We start from the raw sequence: 13,244 nt of genomic DNA, 5'->3' as shown, positions 1-13,244 counted from the left end.
CGATCCGTCATGAAGCGAAAAATCCCCAGCACCGTCGCCTTGTCGCTGTTCGAGTCGGCCGCGCGCCACGAGAGCTTCGCGCGCGCCGCGGCCGAGATGTACCTGACCGAGAGCGCGGTGAGCCGGCAGATCGCCGTGCTCGAGGGCTTTCTCGGCGTGAAGCTGTTCAGCCGCGGCAAGAAGCAGGTGGTGCTGACCGACGCGGGCCGGCTCTATGCGCGCAACATCCGCGGCAACCTCGACGAGATCGAGCTGCACACCAAGTCGCTGATGCAGCACAAGGGCGCGGGCGGCGTGCTCGAGCTCGCCGTGATCCCGACCTTCGCGAGCCGCTGGCTGCTGCCGCGGCTGCACGACTTCCTGCGCAAGAACCCGGGCATCACCGTCAACCTGTCGGAGCGCGCCGAGCCCTTCGCGTTCCGCGGCACCAACCTCGATGCCGCGCTGCATTTCGACGACCCGGTGTGGGATGCGGTCGAGAAGGTGCACCTGTTCGAGGAGGAGGTGGTGCCGGTGCTGAGCCCGGCCCACTTCGACCTCTCGAAGCTGAAGAAGCCCGCCGGCCTGATCGCGCTGCCGCTGCTGCACAAGCGCGTGCGGCCCGAGGCCTGGCAGCGCTGGTTCGAGGTCGCGGGCTCGACGCAGCCGGTGCCGCCGCCGGCGATGCGCTTCGAGCTCTATGCGATGGTGATCGATGCCGCGCGCGCGGGCCTGGGCGTGGGGCTGGTGCCGCGCTTCTACGTGCAGGAGGACGTGGCGCGCGGCACGCTGGCCATGCCCTTCGACATCAGCCTCAAGCACGAGAAGCGCTACTGCCTCGTGTACCCCGAGCACAAGCGCGATTCCCAGGCGGTGCAGCTGTTCAGCGAGTGGGTGGTGGAGGCGGCGGCCGAATTCAGCACGGGCGCGCAGGCGGTGCGGCGGCCGAGGAAGCGCGCCTGATTCGGCCGCCCCAAAAGAAAACGGCCCCGCGGGGCCGTCTTCATCGCGTGCATGCGGCCTGCGAGAGGCCGCGTGGCATCACTTCTTCTTCGCGGCCACGGCCTTCTTGGCGGGAGCGGCGGCAGCCTTCTTCGCGACCGGCTTGGCAGCGGGCTTCGCAGCCGACTTGGCGGCGGGCTTGGCATCGGCCTTGCGCTTGGCGGCCTTCGGATCCACGGCGGCCTTGAAGGCGGCGCCCGGCACGAACTTCGGCACCTTCTGGGCGGCGATCTTGATCTTGGTGCCGACGCTCGGGTTGAAACCGGTGCGGGCTGCGCGAGCGACTTGCTTGAAGGTGCCGAAGCCGACGATCTGGACGGGGTCGCCCTTCTTCACTGCGGCGACGATGGAGCTGGTGACCGTTTCCACGATGCGCGCGGCTTCTGCCTTGCTGACGTTGTGGGTGGTGGCGATTTTCTCAACGAGTTCGATGCGGTTCAACTGAGTTCCTGATAGGTTTGATTCGTCATGTTGCCTATGACGGCGCAGCCTCGGATGCAGGCTGCAAGCGGCGTGGAGTGTATTCGAACGCGAGAGAGGGCCTGCGGTGCGAAGGGAGAGTGGGGCTTTCTCATGCACGCGAGACGCTGCGCAGCCGCAGTGCGATCGCGAGGCCTGCGAGCGCCGCGCCCGCGCCGATGAGGAACACGCCGCCATAGCCCGCGCGGTCCGCGAGCAGCCCGGCCACGGGACCGGTGAGCCCGTAGGCCAGGTCCTGGAAGGCCGAGAAGCCGCCGAGCGCGGTGCCACGCAGTTGCGGTGCCACCAGCCGCACGACCTCGCGGCCCATGGCCGGAAAGATCATCGAACAGCCGAGGCCGGTGAGGAAGGCACCCGCGAGCGCGGCGACGGGGCTCGGTGCCTGCCAGATCAGCGCCTGGCCGAAGGCCTCGACCGCCAGCGACACGATCGCCACCGGCAGCCCGCCGATGCGGTCGGGCAGGTGGCCGAACAGGATGCGCACCAGCACGAAGCCGCTGCCGAAGGCCGTGAGACCGAGGCCCGCATGCGACCAGTGCTGGTCGCGGAAGTGCAGCACGAAGAAGGCGCCGATGGCCGCGAAGCCGATGCCCTGCAGGCACACGATCAGCCCATGCGGCCAGATGATGCCGAGCACGCTGCGCAGCGAAGGCCGGCCCGCGCCCGGCTGCACCGCCACGCCCTCGAGGCGCCACACCGCGAGCAGTCCGATGCAGGGCAGCAGCGCGCTCGCGGCCATCGCGCCCGCGAAGCCGAAGCGCTCGAGCAGCGCGAGGCCGACCGGACCGCCGACCGCGAGTGCGCCGTAGATGGCGGCGCCGACGAGCGCGAGCACCTGGCCCGAGCGCGCGGGACCGACGAGGCCGATGCCCCAGCCGATCACGCCGACGGCCACCAGGCTCTCGCCGAGGCCCAGCAGCAGGCGGCCCGCGACCAGCAGGCCGAAGCCGATCCACGGCGAGGGAATCCACAGGCCCGCGAGCCATGCGACGAGCGCGCCCGCGACATAGAAGGCCAGCCCGCGCACCACGGCGCGCTTCGGGCCCTGGCGGTCCGACAGGCTGCCGGCGGTGGCGCGCGTGAGCACGGTGGCGAGGAAGGCGATGCCGACCGCGAGGCCGGCCCAGAAGTTGCCGAGGCCCAGCCGCGTCGTCACATGGACCGGTACCACGGGCAGCGAGAGGCCGACGCAGAGGTAGGAGATGAAGAGCACCGCGGCGAGCAGCAGCAGGCGGCTCTGCGCGGAGCGGGACGGCGCGGGAATCGCCGGGGCGGAAGTGGAGGTCATGAGGAGGTCCAGGTTGTTCCTCGAACGGCCGGTGCGCAGGAAAGGAAAACGCACCCCGGCCGCGAGGATCGCGGGGGTGCGTTGCTTGACGTCAGACGCTTACGGCCAGCGGGCTGGCGGGGAAAAGGAAGGGCTCAGCCCAGCCGCATCGAGAGCTCGACGTCGGACGCGAAGGGCACCGACAGGTAGCCGGCCGCGCTCGAGCGCACGCGCGCGAGGTACTCGGGGCTGTGGTCGGCGTTGTCGGCGATCACGAGCGCGCCGGGGCGCAGGCGTGACTCGACCAGGGCCAGCACCTCGGGATAGAGAGCCTTGGCGCCGTCGAGCAGCAGCAGGTCGATGCTGTCGGGCAGGTCGGTGGCCAGCGTGCGCAGCGCATCGCCTTCGCGGACCTCGACCAGGTCGGCGAGGCCGCCGGCCGCGAGGTTCGCGCGGGCGCGCGCCACCTTCGAGGCTTCGAACTCGGTGCTCAGCAGCCGGCCCCCGCCGTTGTCGCGCAGGGCCGCGGCCAGGTGCAGGGTGGAGATGCCGAACGAGGTGCCGAACTCGACGATGCTGCGCGCGCCGTTGCCGCGCGCGAGCATGTAGAGCAGCGTGCCGGTCTCGCGCGAGACGGCGAGCGGGAAGTCCTTCAGTCGGGCGTAGAAATCGAGGTACTCGGTGCGGCTTTGCATCAGGCGCGCGAGCTCGTCGTTCGACAGGCCGGCGACGGCGGCGCTGGTGCGCGGCGAGGAGGCATCGGCCTCGGCGAACAGGCGCTCCAGCAGGGGCGCGAGCGGTGCGGTGGTCAGTGTGTTCATGGTGTTCTTCAGGAGTCGGACGGTGTGCGTCGATAATATGAAGGAACCTTCAGATTTTCCATTCGCGTTCCGAAAGCCACGCCATGCCCACCCGCCGCAGTGCCCCGCTCTCCTCTAGAAGACAGCCCCAGCAGGCCCGTTCGAGCGACCTCGTCGCGGCGATCCTCGAAGCCGCCCTTCAGGTTCTGGCCAGGGAGGGCGTGCACCGCTTCACCACCACGCGCGTGGCCGAGCGCGCCGGCGTGAGCGTGGGGTCGGTCTACCAGTACTTTCCGAACAAGGCCTCGATCCTGTTCCGGCTGCAGAGCGACGAATGGCGCCAGACCACCGAACTGCTGTGCGGCATCCTCGAGGACGTGGCGACGCCGCCGCTCGATCGCCTGCGCCGGCTGGTGCATGCCTTCGTGCGTTCGGAGTGCGAGGAGGCCGGCATGCGCACCGCCCTGCACGACGCGGCGCCGTTCTACCGCGACGCGCCCGAGGCGCAGGCCGCGCGCGCCGCGGGCGAGCGCGCGATGCAGGCCTTCCTGCGCGAAGTGCTGCCCACGCTGTCGAAGGCGCGGCGCGCGCTGGCCGGCGATCTGGTCACCACCACTTTCGGCGCGGTCGGCAAGCAGTTCTCCGAAACGCCGCGCACCGAGGCGCAGATCAAGGCCTACTCCGAGGCGCTGGCCGACATGCTGTGCGCCTACCTGCGCAGCCTCGGCGCGGAGTAAGTGGCGGAGTAAGGGGCCCCAAAAAAAGAGTCCCGGCGCGGACCCCGCGGCGGGACTCTTCTCGGTGCGCGAGCGCCTTACTTGTCGTGATGCAGGTAGGTGGCCTGGCGCGGCAGCAGCAGGCTGACCAGGAAGGCCACGCCCATCATCGCCGTCACGTACCAGTAGAAGTAGGACTCGTGGCCGATCGACTTCAGGCCCAGCGCCACGTACTCGGCGCTGCCGCCGAAGATGGCGTTGCCCACCGCGTACGACAGGCCCACGCCGAGCGCGCGCACCTCGGGCGGGAACATCTCGGCCTTCACGATGCCGCTGATCGAGGTGTAGAAGCTCACCACCGCCAGCGCGATGGTGATCAGCACGCCGGCCATCAGCGGGCTCGCGACGTTCTGCAGGCTGCTGAGCACCGGCACCGTCATCAGCATGCCGAGCGCGCCGAACAGCAGCATGTTGCTGCGCCGGCCGATGCGGTCCGACAGCGCGCCGAACAGCGGCTGCATGCACATGTAGATGAAGAGGCACGCGGTCATCACGTTGCTGGCGGTCTTGATCGACATGCCGGCCGAGTTCACCAGGTACTTCTGCATGTAGGTGGTGAAGGTGTAGAAGATCAGCGAGCCGCCGGCCGTGTAGCCCAGCACCACGAGGAAGGCGCGCTTGTGGTGGCGGAACAGCTCGCCCATGGTGCCGGCGCCCTTGGCGGCGCGGGTCTTGGTGCTGGCGGTCTCGGTCAGCGTGCGGCGCAGCAGCAGCGCCACGATGGCCGCCACGGCGCCCAGCACGAAGGGAATGCGCCAGCCCCAGGCCTTGAGCTCGGCCTCGTCGAGCACCTGCTGCAGCACCACCACGACCACCACCGCGAGCAGCTGACCGCCGATCAGCGTGACGTACTGGAACGAGGAGAAGAAGCCGCGCTGGCCGCGCATCGCCACTTCGCTCATGTAGGTGGCGGTGGTGCCGTACTCGCCGCCGACCGACAGGCCCTGCAGCAGCCGCGCGAGCAGCAGCAGCGCGGGCGCGGCGGCGCCGATCTGCGCATAGGTCGGCAGGCAGGCGATCACCAGCGAGCCCACGCACATCATCACGACCGAGGTCACCATCGAGGTCTTGCGGCCCTTGCGGTCGGCGATGCGGCCGAACAGCCAGCCGCCGACCGGGCGCATGAGGAAGCCGGCCGCGAACACGCCGGCGGTGTTCAGCAGCTGCACCGTGGGGTCGGACTTGGGGAAGAAGGCCGGCGCGAAGTAGATCGCGCAGAAGGCGTAGACGTAGAAGTCGAACCACTCCACCAGGTTGCCCGAGGAGGCGGCGAAGATGGCGAAGATGCGCTTGCGCTTCTCCTCGAAGGTGTAGGGCGTGGTGTCGGCCGGCGAGGCGCCGGCGGGGGCGCCGCCGGTGCGGGCGAGGGTGTTCATGGCGTGTCCTTGTCTCGGGTCGCGGCCGCTGGAGGCGGCCTGAATCGGTGCCCGGGAAGTCTGTCGCGGCACGCGCGCGCCGTCGTCCGTAGCCCGCCGCCGCGCGGCTACGTATCGGTACGCAAGGGTTAACCCTAGGTCGGCGTCTCCGGGGTGGCGCGGCCCCGGCTACAGCCCGTGCTCGCGCAGGAAGCGGTCGAGCTGGTGGCTGTTCGCGAGGCCGAGCTTGGCGAACACGTGGGCCCGGTGGGTCTCGACCGTGCGCTGCTCGAGCGGCGCGAGCTCGAGCGCGATCTGCTTGTTCGGCTTGCCCTCGGCCACCAGCCGCGCCACCTGCATCTCGCGCGGCGTGAGCTTGTCCCACAGCGCCTGCGCGGCCTGCCGGGCCTGGCGCCTGGTGGCAATCTCGCCGGCGCGCTGCAGGGCGCGCGCGATGCTGTCGAGCAGCTGCTCGTCGTTGCAGGGCTTCTCGAGCCAGCCGAAGGCGCCGTTCTGCACCGCCTCCACCGCCATCGGGATGTCGCCGTGGCCCGAGAGGAACAGCACCACCAGCGGGCTGTCCTGCGCGCGCAGCGCGTCGAACACCTGCAGCCCGCTCATGCCGTCCATGCGCAGGTCGAGGATGGCGCAGCCCGCGCGCTGCAGGTCGGCGCCGGCCAGGAAGTCCTCGCCCGAGGCGAAGGTCTGCACCGCGTAGCCGCGCGAGAGCAGCAGCAGGCCGAGCGAGCGGCGCACGGCCTCGTCGTCGTCGACCACGCAGAGGTTGTTGGCGGATGCGTTCATGGGGAGGGGATCTCCAGCACGAGGGTGAATACCGTGCCACCGCCGGGGCGGTGGTCGAACACCAGCCGGCCGCGGTGCGCCTCGACGATGGTGCGGCAGATGTTGAGGCCGAGCCCGAGGCCGCCGGGCTTGGTGGTGAAGAAGGGCGCGAACACCTGCTCGGCGAGCGCGTCGTCGATGCCGGTGCCGCGGTCGAGCACGCGGATCTCCATGCGGCCCTCGACCACCTCGGCCTCGATCTCGACCACGCGCTGCTCGGGCGGCGTGGCCTGCATCGCCTGCAGGCTGTTGGACAGCAGGTTCAGCAGCACCTGCTCGAGCAGCACGCGGTCGCCGCGCACCGGCGGCAACGTGGCCGGTATGCGCACCTCGGCGCGCGACTGGCGCTGGCGCATCTCGCCCTGCAGCAGCGCGAGCGCATTGGCCGCGAGCGCCGACACCGCGCAGTCCTCCGTGCCCGCGGTGCGCTGGCGCACGAAGCCGCGGATGCGCCGCACGATCTCGGCGCTGCGCCGCGCCTGCGCCATGGTCTCGTCGAGGCTGCTGGCCAGCAGCGCCTGGTTGCCCTGTTCGGCGAAGGCCTTGGCCGCGCCCGCGAAGCTGCTCAGCGCCATCAGCGGCTGGTTGAGTTCGTGCGCCAGCGTGGAGGCCATCTCTCCCAGGCTCGCGAGCCGCTGCGCGTGCTGCAGCTGCTCGTCGTTCTGGCGCTGGCGCTGCTCGGCGCGCTTCTGCTCTGTGATGTCGACCACCGAGCTCATCCAGCCCGCGTGGCCGCCGTCGGCATCGATCAGCGGCGCGGTGTAGACCATGGTGATGACCTCGCGGCCGTCGCGATGGCGCAGCCGCGACTCGAAGCCCGACAGCGCGGGCTGGCCGCTCATCATGGCGTCGTAGTGGTGCCAGTGGCGCGGCACCTCGTCGGGATGCCAGTAGGGGTAGGGTGGCAGCTTGCCGAGCAGCTCGTCGGCGCCGTAGCCGGTCATCTCGCAGAAGGCCGGGTTGACGTAGGTGATGCGGCCCTCGAGGTCGCGCGCGCGCATGCCGACCAGCAGCGAATCCTCCATCGCCTTGCGGAAGGCATGGGCCTGGTCGAGCTCGTGGGTGCGCTCGCGCACGCGCAGCTCCAGTTCGCGCCGCGCATCGCGCTGCTCGGCGAAGCGGCGTTCGCGCAGCCGCCAGTAGAGGCCGCCGAGCAGCAGCACGCCGGCACCCAGCAGGCCCAGCATCCAGGTGCGTTCGCGGGCACGCGTGACCTCGGCATGGTCGACCATCACCGTGAGGGTCCAGCCCAGGTCGGGCAGCGGCTCGTCGATCGCGAGGAAGCTGCGCGGCTTGCCGCCGAGCGCGGTGCGCACCAGGTAGCCGGGCTCGCCGTCGCCGCGCTGCGTCTTCCAGGGCAGCGCGGGGAAGCTGGCGCGCGCGCCGTACTGCTGGTCGCGCCGCAGCCGTTCGAGCTGCACCGCGTCGAGCGGCCGCGTGGCCTGGTACATCCACTCGGGCACCGAGCTCAGGAACACGATGCCGCGCGCGTCGGTCAACAGGATCGGGTCGCGCACGAAGGTCCAGGCCTCCTGCAGCGCGCGCAGGCTGACCTTGACCGTCACGACGCCGATCACCGCGCCGGCGTCCGAGCGCACCGGCGCCGAGATGAACAGGCCCGGCGCGCCGGTGGTCTGGCCCACGCCGTAGAACAGGCCGCTGCGACCCGCGCGCGCATCGATGAAGTAGGGCCGGTTGGCATAGGACTCGCCGACGAAGCTCTGCGTCGTGGCCCAGTTGCTGGCCGCGAGCGTGAGGCCCTGCGGGTCGATCAGGTAGAGCGCGTCGGAGCCGGCCTGCCGGTTCACCTCCTCGATGTAGAGGTTGGCGCGCTGCTTCACGGCCGCGTCGCCGGGGTGCGCGAGCGCGGCCAGCACCTCGGGATGCAGCCCCGCGGTGAACGGCAGGTAGCTGTACTTGCCGGCCGAGTCGCGCAGGCCCAGCACGTGCACTTCCATCGCGCGGCGGATCGAGTCGGCCTGGAAGTTCGCCTCGCGCGCGGCGGCCCACTGGCCGGCGGCGCCGATCAGCAGCGCCGCGAGCGCGAGCAGGCCGGCGCCCAGCAGCAGCGCGCGCCAGCGGCGGCGCGCGCGGGAAGGGCGGGAAGGAAGCGAGGAAGGCGGCATGGACAGGCGAGGCGGGCCGACCGGCGCGGCGCAGGCGATTCTGCCCTGATCGCCGCCGCGGCCCGCGCGCGCGTGCCGCGCCGCGGCCGTGTCCGCGGCCGCTACTGCAGCTTGTAGTCGAGCGTCTTCACGAGCTGGCCGTAGGCGGCGCGACCGCTCTCCACGCGCTGTGCGAGCGCCTCGGGCGTGCTGGTGGCGGCGGTCACGCCCAGGCTCGCGATCCTCTGCGCGAAGGCCGGCGCATTCACCACCCGGACGATGGCCGCGTTGTACTGGCGCAGCAGCGCATCGGGCGTGCCGGCCGGCGCGAACACGGCCGTGAACATCATCTCCTCGAGGCCCGCGATGCCGGCCTCGGCATAGGTCGGCACCTCGGGCAGCCGCGCGATCCGGGCCGGGCCGTTGACGGCGAGGAGGCGCAGCTTGCCGCTCTCGACGTAGGGCAGGATCGCGCCCACGCCGCCGATGCCCGCGGGCACCTGACCGGCCACGAGGTCCTGCACCAGCGGGCCGTCGCCGCGGTAGGGCACGGCCGTCATCGGCGTCGCCAGCGCGCGCGACAGCACGCCGACCGCGAACTCGGGCCCGCTGCCGGGCGCGGGCACGCCCACGCTGTTCTTGCCGGCATGGGCACGGGCCCAGGCCGCGAAGCCGCGGATGTCGGTCACGCCCGCGCCGATCACGGCGGGGTTGACCGCGAACACGTCGGGGTTCGAAGTCACGAGGCCGACCGGCGCGAAGTCCTTCGCGACGTCGAAGCCCGGATTCGCCATCGTCACCGGCACGATGGAGACCGTGTGCCCGTTCGACAGGAACAGCGTGTGGCCGTCGGGCCGCGCGGCCTTCAGCGCCTGGGCCGCGATCTGGCCGCCCGCGCCCGCGCGGTTCTCGACCACCACCGGCCGCGCCAGCTCGGTTTGCAGCCCGGCCGCGAGCTGGCGCGCGATCAGGTCGGTGGAGCCGCCGGCCGGAAAGCCGACCAGGATGCGCAGCGGCGTGGTGTCGGCGAGCGCGAGCGCGCAGCTCGCCGTGACCGACGCGGCGACGAGGAGGCGCGCGGCGAGGGCGCGAAGGGAGGCGGGCTTCATGGCGTGCGGGCCGAAGGGGCCGAGTGGAGGGTGGCCGGATTGTTCGGCGCACGCCGCGCGCGCTCAACCGCAAGGACGCCGGATTTGGGCACCGATCGTTCGGCGCCCCTCCCGCCCGGCTCAGCCGCGCGTGGACAGCCGCGACTTGCCGTAGCCGCGGTAGCGCTGGCGCACCGTCTCCATCTCCCGCGCGTCGAGGATCACGGGCGTGCCCAGCTGCGCGCTCATCCAGTACTGGCGCGCCAGGGTCTCGAGCTTGGCGGCGTTCGCCACCGCCTTCTCGACCGTGGCCGCGTGGCAGATCATCCCGTGGTTCGCGAGCAGGCAGGCGTTGCGGTTCTCGAGCGCGTCGACCGCCGATTGCGCGAGCGCGTCGGTGCCGAAGGTGGCGTACTGCGCGCAGGGAATGTCGTCGCCGCCGAAGCCCGCGAGCATGTAGTGGAAGGCCGGGATCGGCCGGCGCTGGGCCGACAGCGCCACGCAGGCATCCGAGTGCGTGTGCACCACGGCCTCGGCCTGCGGGTAGCGGCGGTAGATGGCGGTGTGCATCGCCCATTCGCTCGACGGGATGCCCGCGCCGCGGGTCTCGCCGTCGAGCGTGATCGACACCAGCGCCCGCGGGTCGATGGTGTCGGCATCGGCGCCCGTGGGGCTGATCAGCGCGCCGCCGTCGAAGCGGCAGCTGATGTTGCCCGCGCTGCCGTTGTTGAGGCCGAGCTGCGCGAGCCGGCGATAGCCCGCGGCCAGGGCCTGGCGCAGGGCGTCTTCGGACAGGGGAAGGGGAGACGGGGTCGTGGTCATGGGCGGTTCCTTGCGCGCGTCGGCGCGGTGAAGCGAAGAAGGTGCGTTCGGTTCATCAGCGAGCCGCGTCACGCATGCTCTGCAGCATGGGCAGCAGCATGTCGACCGGACCCAGCTTGCCCGACTTGAGGCACAGCGCGAGCGGCGCCGCGCCGAGGGTCACCGCGCGTGCGATGCCGGGGCCGGCATAGGGGCCGACCTGCAGCCGGTCGATGGCCAGGTGCTCGAGCACCGAGCCCGAGGTCTCGCCGCCCGAGATCACGAAGCGCTTCACGCCCGCATCGCGCAGCCGCACCGCGAGCTGGCCGAGGATGTCCTCGGCCAGCGCCGCCGCCTCGTGCCGGCCGATGCGCGCCTGCACGCGCTCGATCACCGGCGCATGCGCCGAGGTCGCGATCGCGACCGGGCCTTGCGGCAGCGCCGCGAGCGCCCAATCCAGCGCTTCGCCGATCACGTCGATGCCGTCGATCGCGCGTTCGACGTCGATCCAGTGCACCGGCCGTTCGCGCTCGAAGGCGCGCAGCTGTTCGATCGAGCGGTCGGCGCAGCTGCCCGCCAGCACCACGCCCGGACCCTCGACCGCCGGCAGGCGCGGCGCGCGGTCGCCCGGTGCCAGCCAGCCATGCTCGCACCACAGCGCGGGGTAGTAGGCGCCGATCGAGGAGTTGCCGGTCATCAGCGGCCAGTCCCAGGTCAGGCCGGCGAGGGCGCGCAGGTCCTCGGGCTCGGCCGCGTCGGCGATCGCGAAGCCGGTGCCTTCGGCCTCGAGCGCGGCCACGTGCGCGCGCATCGCCTCGGGGCCCGCATGCACCACCTGCTGCGGGATCAGGCCGACGCGGGTCTTCGTCTGGCGTTGCAGCGTGCGCACGAGGTTGGGGTCGAGCATCGGCGTCAGCGGATCGAAGCGCTTGGGCGACTCCGAGATCAGCATCTGGTCGGCGAACAGATGGCCCTGGAACACGCGGCGGCCGGCCTCGGGGAACGAGGGGCAGAAGGCGGTGAGCTTCGCGCCCGTGAGCTCGCGCAGCAGGTCGGCGCAGGGGCCGATGTTGCCGTCGTCGGTGGAGTCGAAGGTGGCGCAGTACTTGAAGAAGAGCTGGCGCGCGCCGCGCTCGAGCAACGCGCGGGCGCCGGCCTCGAAGGCCGCGACCGCGTCGGCTGCCGGCACCACGCGCGTCTTGCGCGCGATCACCACCGCGTCGAGTTCGTCGCCGATTTCGGCCAGCGCTTCGGGCCGCGTCACGAAGCCGCAGCGCACGCCGTGCGCCACCAGCATCGCGGCCAGTTCCATGCCGCCGGTCAGGTCATCGGCGAGGGCGCCGAACAGTAATGCCATGGGTGTCTCCGATCGTTCTCGAGCGAGGGCGGATGCCGGGTTCGTGAGCTATTGCGCTACAGTAAATATGATATATCATGCCTCAAAAACCAACGCAACGAAGGGTTCCCGAATGTCGTCCGCCGCCTCGCAGAACAGGCCGAACCAGCACGATCTCCAGCTTCGGCAACGCGCCACCAAGGTCGTGCCCGGCGGCATGACGGGGCACCTGAATGCGGCCTCGCTGCCCGCGGGCTATCCGCAGTTCTTCGAACGCGGCGAGGGTTGCCGTGTCTGGGACGTCGACGGCAACGAGTACATCGACTTCATGTGCAGCTGGGGCCCGAACCTGCTGGGCCATCACCATCCCCAGGTCGATGAAGCGGCGCGCAAGCAGCAGGCGCTGGGCGATTGCCTCGACGGTCCCACGGCGCGCTTCGTCGAGCTGGCCGAACGCTTCGTCGCGCGCAGCGCCCATGCCGACTGGGTGCTGTTCCAGAAGAACGGCACCGATGCCACCACCGTCTGCCTGATGGTGGCGCGCGCGGCCACGGGCAAGCGCAAGGTGCTGGTAGCGACCAAGGCCTATCACGGCGCCGATCCCTGGTGCACGCCGATCCCGCAGGGCATCACGCCCGAGGACCGCGCGCACCTGATCCACTACACCTACAACGACATCGCGAGCCTCGAGGCGGCAGTCGCACAAGCGGGCACGGACCTCGCGGCCATCGTCTGCGCGGCCTTCAAGCATGACCTGGGCATCGACCAGGAGCTGCCCACGCCCGAGTTCGCGCGCCGCGCCCGCGAACTCTGCGACCAGGCCGGTGCGGCGCTGATCCTCGACGAGGTGCGCGCGGGCTTCCGCGTGCATGCGGGCGGCAGCTGGGAGACCGTGGGCGTGCGGCCCGACCTCAGCGCCTGGAGCAAGTCGATCGCCAATGGCTATGCACTCGCGGCCGTGACCGGTGTCGATGCACTGCGCGAAGCGGCGACGCGCATCTACACCACGGGTTCGTTCTGGTCGGGTGGCGTGGCGATGGCCGCGGGCCTCGCGACGATCGAAGTGGCCGATGCGCAGGACGTGGTGGGCCATGTGCAGGCCATGGGCCAACGCTTCCGCGACGGCATCGCCGCGCAGTCCGCGAGCCATGGCGTGCCGGTGCGACAGACCGGCCCGGCGGCATTGCCGCTGATCCTGTTCGACGAAGACCCGGGCTTCGACAAGGGCGCGGTGTTCACGGTCGAGGCGCTGCGCCGCGGCGTCTACCTGCATCCGAAGCACAACATGTTCCTGTCGCTGGCACACACCGTGCAAGACATCGATCGGGCCCTGCAGGCCACCGACGCGGCCTTCGCCGCCGTCGCAGCGCGCTTCGGCCGGCGCTGACGTCCCTATCTCACGCACTCCCGCA

At 71.2% G+C, this 13,244-nt stretch carries 12 protein-coding genes; 3 read left to right on the top strand and 9 right to left on the bottom strand.

The features are described from left to right. Positions 1-9 precede the first annotated feature (9 nt). The gene (locus tag INQ48_26250; protein QRF56794.1) at positions 10-942 is read left to right on the top strand and encodes a LysR family transcriptional regulator; all 933 of its coding nucleotides are present in this window, start codon (positions 10-12) and stop codon (positions 940-942) included. Positions 943-1,020: 78 nt separating this feature from the next. On the opposite strand, the gene INQ48_26245 is transcribed toward INQ48_26250, so the two are convergent. The 3 genes from INQ48_26245 to INQ48_26235 form a co-directional block, all read right to left on the bottom strand. Further along, positions 1,021-1,422: an HU family DNA-binding protein gene (locus INQ48_26245; protein QRF56793.1), complete on the bottom strand. Its 402-nt coding sequence runs from the start codon at positions 1,420-1,422 to the stop codon at positions 1,021-1,023. Positions 1,423-1,552: 130 nt separating this feature from the next. Continuing rightward, on the bottom strand, positions 1,553-2,749 hold the full coding sequence (locus tag INQ48_26240) for an arabinose transporter (protein QRF56792.1): 1,197 nt from the start codon (positions 2,747-2,749) through the stop codon (positions 1,553-1,555). 134 nt (positions 2,750-2,883) lie between these two features. Then, positions 2,884-3,549: an O-methyltransferase gene (locus INQ48_26235; GenBank protein QRF56791.1), complete on the bottom strand. Its 666-nt coding sequence runs from the start codon at positions 3,547-3,549 to the stop codon at positions 2,884-2,886. A gap of 83 nt (positions 3,550-3,632) precedes the next feature. Between INQ48_26235 and INQ48_26230 the strand changes: the two genes are divergently transcribed. Continuing rightward, a complete protein-coding gene (locus INQ48_26230; GenBank protein ID QRF56790.1) occupies positions 3,633-4,265 on the top strand; it encodes a TetR family transcriptional regulator in 633 nt (210 codons plus the stop codon). A gap of 77 nt (positions 4,266-4,342) precedes the next feature. Here the strand turns inward: INQ48_26230 and INQ48_26225 are convergent, their stop codons facing one another. The 6 genes from INQ48_26225 to INQ48_26200 all read right to left on the bottom strand — a co-directional run bounded on the left by INQ48_26225 (position 4,343) and on the right by INQ48_26200 (position 11,853). Continuing rightward, positions 4,343-5,680 carry an MFS transporter gene (locus INQ48_26225; protein QRF56789.1) on the bottom strand — a complete coding sequence of 446 codons (1,338 nt, stop codon included), beginning with the start codon at positions 5,678-5,680 and terminating at the stop codon, positions 4,343-4,345. A gap of 168 nt (positions 5,681-5,848) precedes the next feature. After that, on the bottom strand, positions 5,849-6,463 hold the full coding sequence (locus INQ48_26220; GenBank protein ID QRF56788.1) for a response regulator transcription factor: 615 nt from the start codon (positions 6,461-6,463) through the stop codon (positions 5,849-5,851). Beyond that, complete coding sequence (locus INQ48_26215) at positions 6,460-8,628, bottom strand: PAS domain S-box protein (GenBank protein QRF56787.1); 2,169 nt, start codon at positions 8,626-8,628, stop codon at positions 6,460-6,462. The genes INQ48_26220 and INQ48_26215 overlap by 4 nt, the downstream gene beginning before the upstream one ends. Positions 8,629-8,729: 101 nt before the next feature. Continuing rightward, entirely contained in the window at positions 8,730-9,716 is a 987-nt protein-coding gene (locus INQ48_26210; protein QRF56786.1) for an ABC transporter substrate-binding protein, read from the bottom strand. A gap of 120 nt (positions 9,717-9,836) precedes the next feature. After that, a complete protein-coding gene (locus INQ48_26205; protein QRF56785.1) occupies positions 9,837-10,517 on the bottom strand; it encodes a class II aldolase/adducin family protein in 681 nt (226 codons plus the stop codon). A 55-nt stretch (positions 10,518-10,572) separates the two neighbouring features. Beyond that, positions 10,573-11,853: a four-carbon acid sugar kinase family protein gene (locus tag INQ48_26200; protein QRF56784.1), complete on the bottom strand. Its 1,281-nt coding sequence runs from the start codon at positions 11,851-11,853 to the stop codon at positions 10,573-10,575. 112 nt (positions 11,854-11,965) lie between these two features. Here INQ48_26200 and INQ48_26195 point away from each other — a divergent pair, with 112 nt between their 5' ends. Next, the gene (locus INQ48_26195) at positions 11,966-13,219 is read left to right on the top strand and encodes an aminotransferase class III-fold pyridoxal phosphate-dependent enzyme (protein QRF56783.1); all 1,254 of its coding nucleotides are present in this window, start codon (positions 11,966-11,968) and stop codon (positions 13,217-13,219) included. Positions 13,220-13,244 lie beyond the last annotated feature (25 nt).

It is taken from the genome of Variovorax paradoxus, from assembly GCA_016806145.1.
GTDB lineage: Bacteria > Pseudomonadota > Gammaproteobacteria > Burkholderiales > Burkholderiaceae_C > Variovorax.
This window is presented reverse-complemented; position numbering and strand designations above follow the sequence as displayed.

Excerpts from the sequence above, each read along its gene's own strand:
- INQ48_26250 (QRF56794.1), top strand. The coding sequence starts at position 10 with ATGAAGCGAAAAATCCCCAGCACCGTCGCCTTGTCGCTGTTCGAGTCG.
- INQ48_26240 (QRF56792.1), bottom strand. The coding sequence starts at position 2,749 with ATGACCTCCACTTCCGCCCCGGCGATTCCCGCGCCGTCCCGCTCCGCG.
- INQ48_26235 (QRF56791.1), bottom strand. The coding sequence starts at position 3,549 with ATGAACACACTGACCACCGCACCGCTCGCGCCCCTGCTGGAGCGCCTG.
- INQ48_26230 (QRF56790.1), top strand. The coding sequence starts at position 3,633 with ATGCCCACCCGCCGCAGTGCCCCGCTCTCCTCTAGAAGACAGCCCCAG.
- INQ48_26225 (QRF56789.1), bottom strand. The coding sequence starts at position 5,680 with ATGAACACCCTCGCCCGCACCGGCGGCGCCCCCGCCGGCGCCTCGCCG.
- INQ48_26220 (QRF56788.1), bottom strand. The coding sequence starts at position 6,463 with ATGAACGCATCCGCCAACAACCTCTGCGTGGTCGACGACGACGAGGCC.
- INQ48_26215 (QRF56787.1), bottom strand. The coding sequence starts at position 8,628 with ATGCCGCCTTCCTCGCTTCCTTCCCGCCCTTCCCGCGCGCGCCGCCGC.
- INQ48_26210 (QRF56786.1), bottom strand. The coding sequence starts at position 9,716 with ATGAAGCCCGCCTCCCTTCGCGCCCTCGCCGCGCGCCTCCTCGTCGCC.
- INQ48_26205 (QRF56785.1), bottom strand. The coding sequence starts at position 10,517 with ATGACCACGACCCCGTCTCCCCTTCCCCTGTCCGAAGACGCCCTGCGC.
- INQ48_26200 (QRF56784.1), bottom strand. The coding sequence starts at position 11,853 with ATGGCATTACTGTTCGGCGCCCTCGCCGATGACCTGACCGGCGGCATG.
- INQ48_26195 (QRF56783.1), top strand. The coding sequence starts at position 11,966 with ATGTCGTCCGCCGCCTCGCAGAACAGGCCGAACCAGCACGATCTCCAG.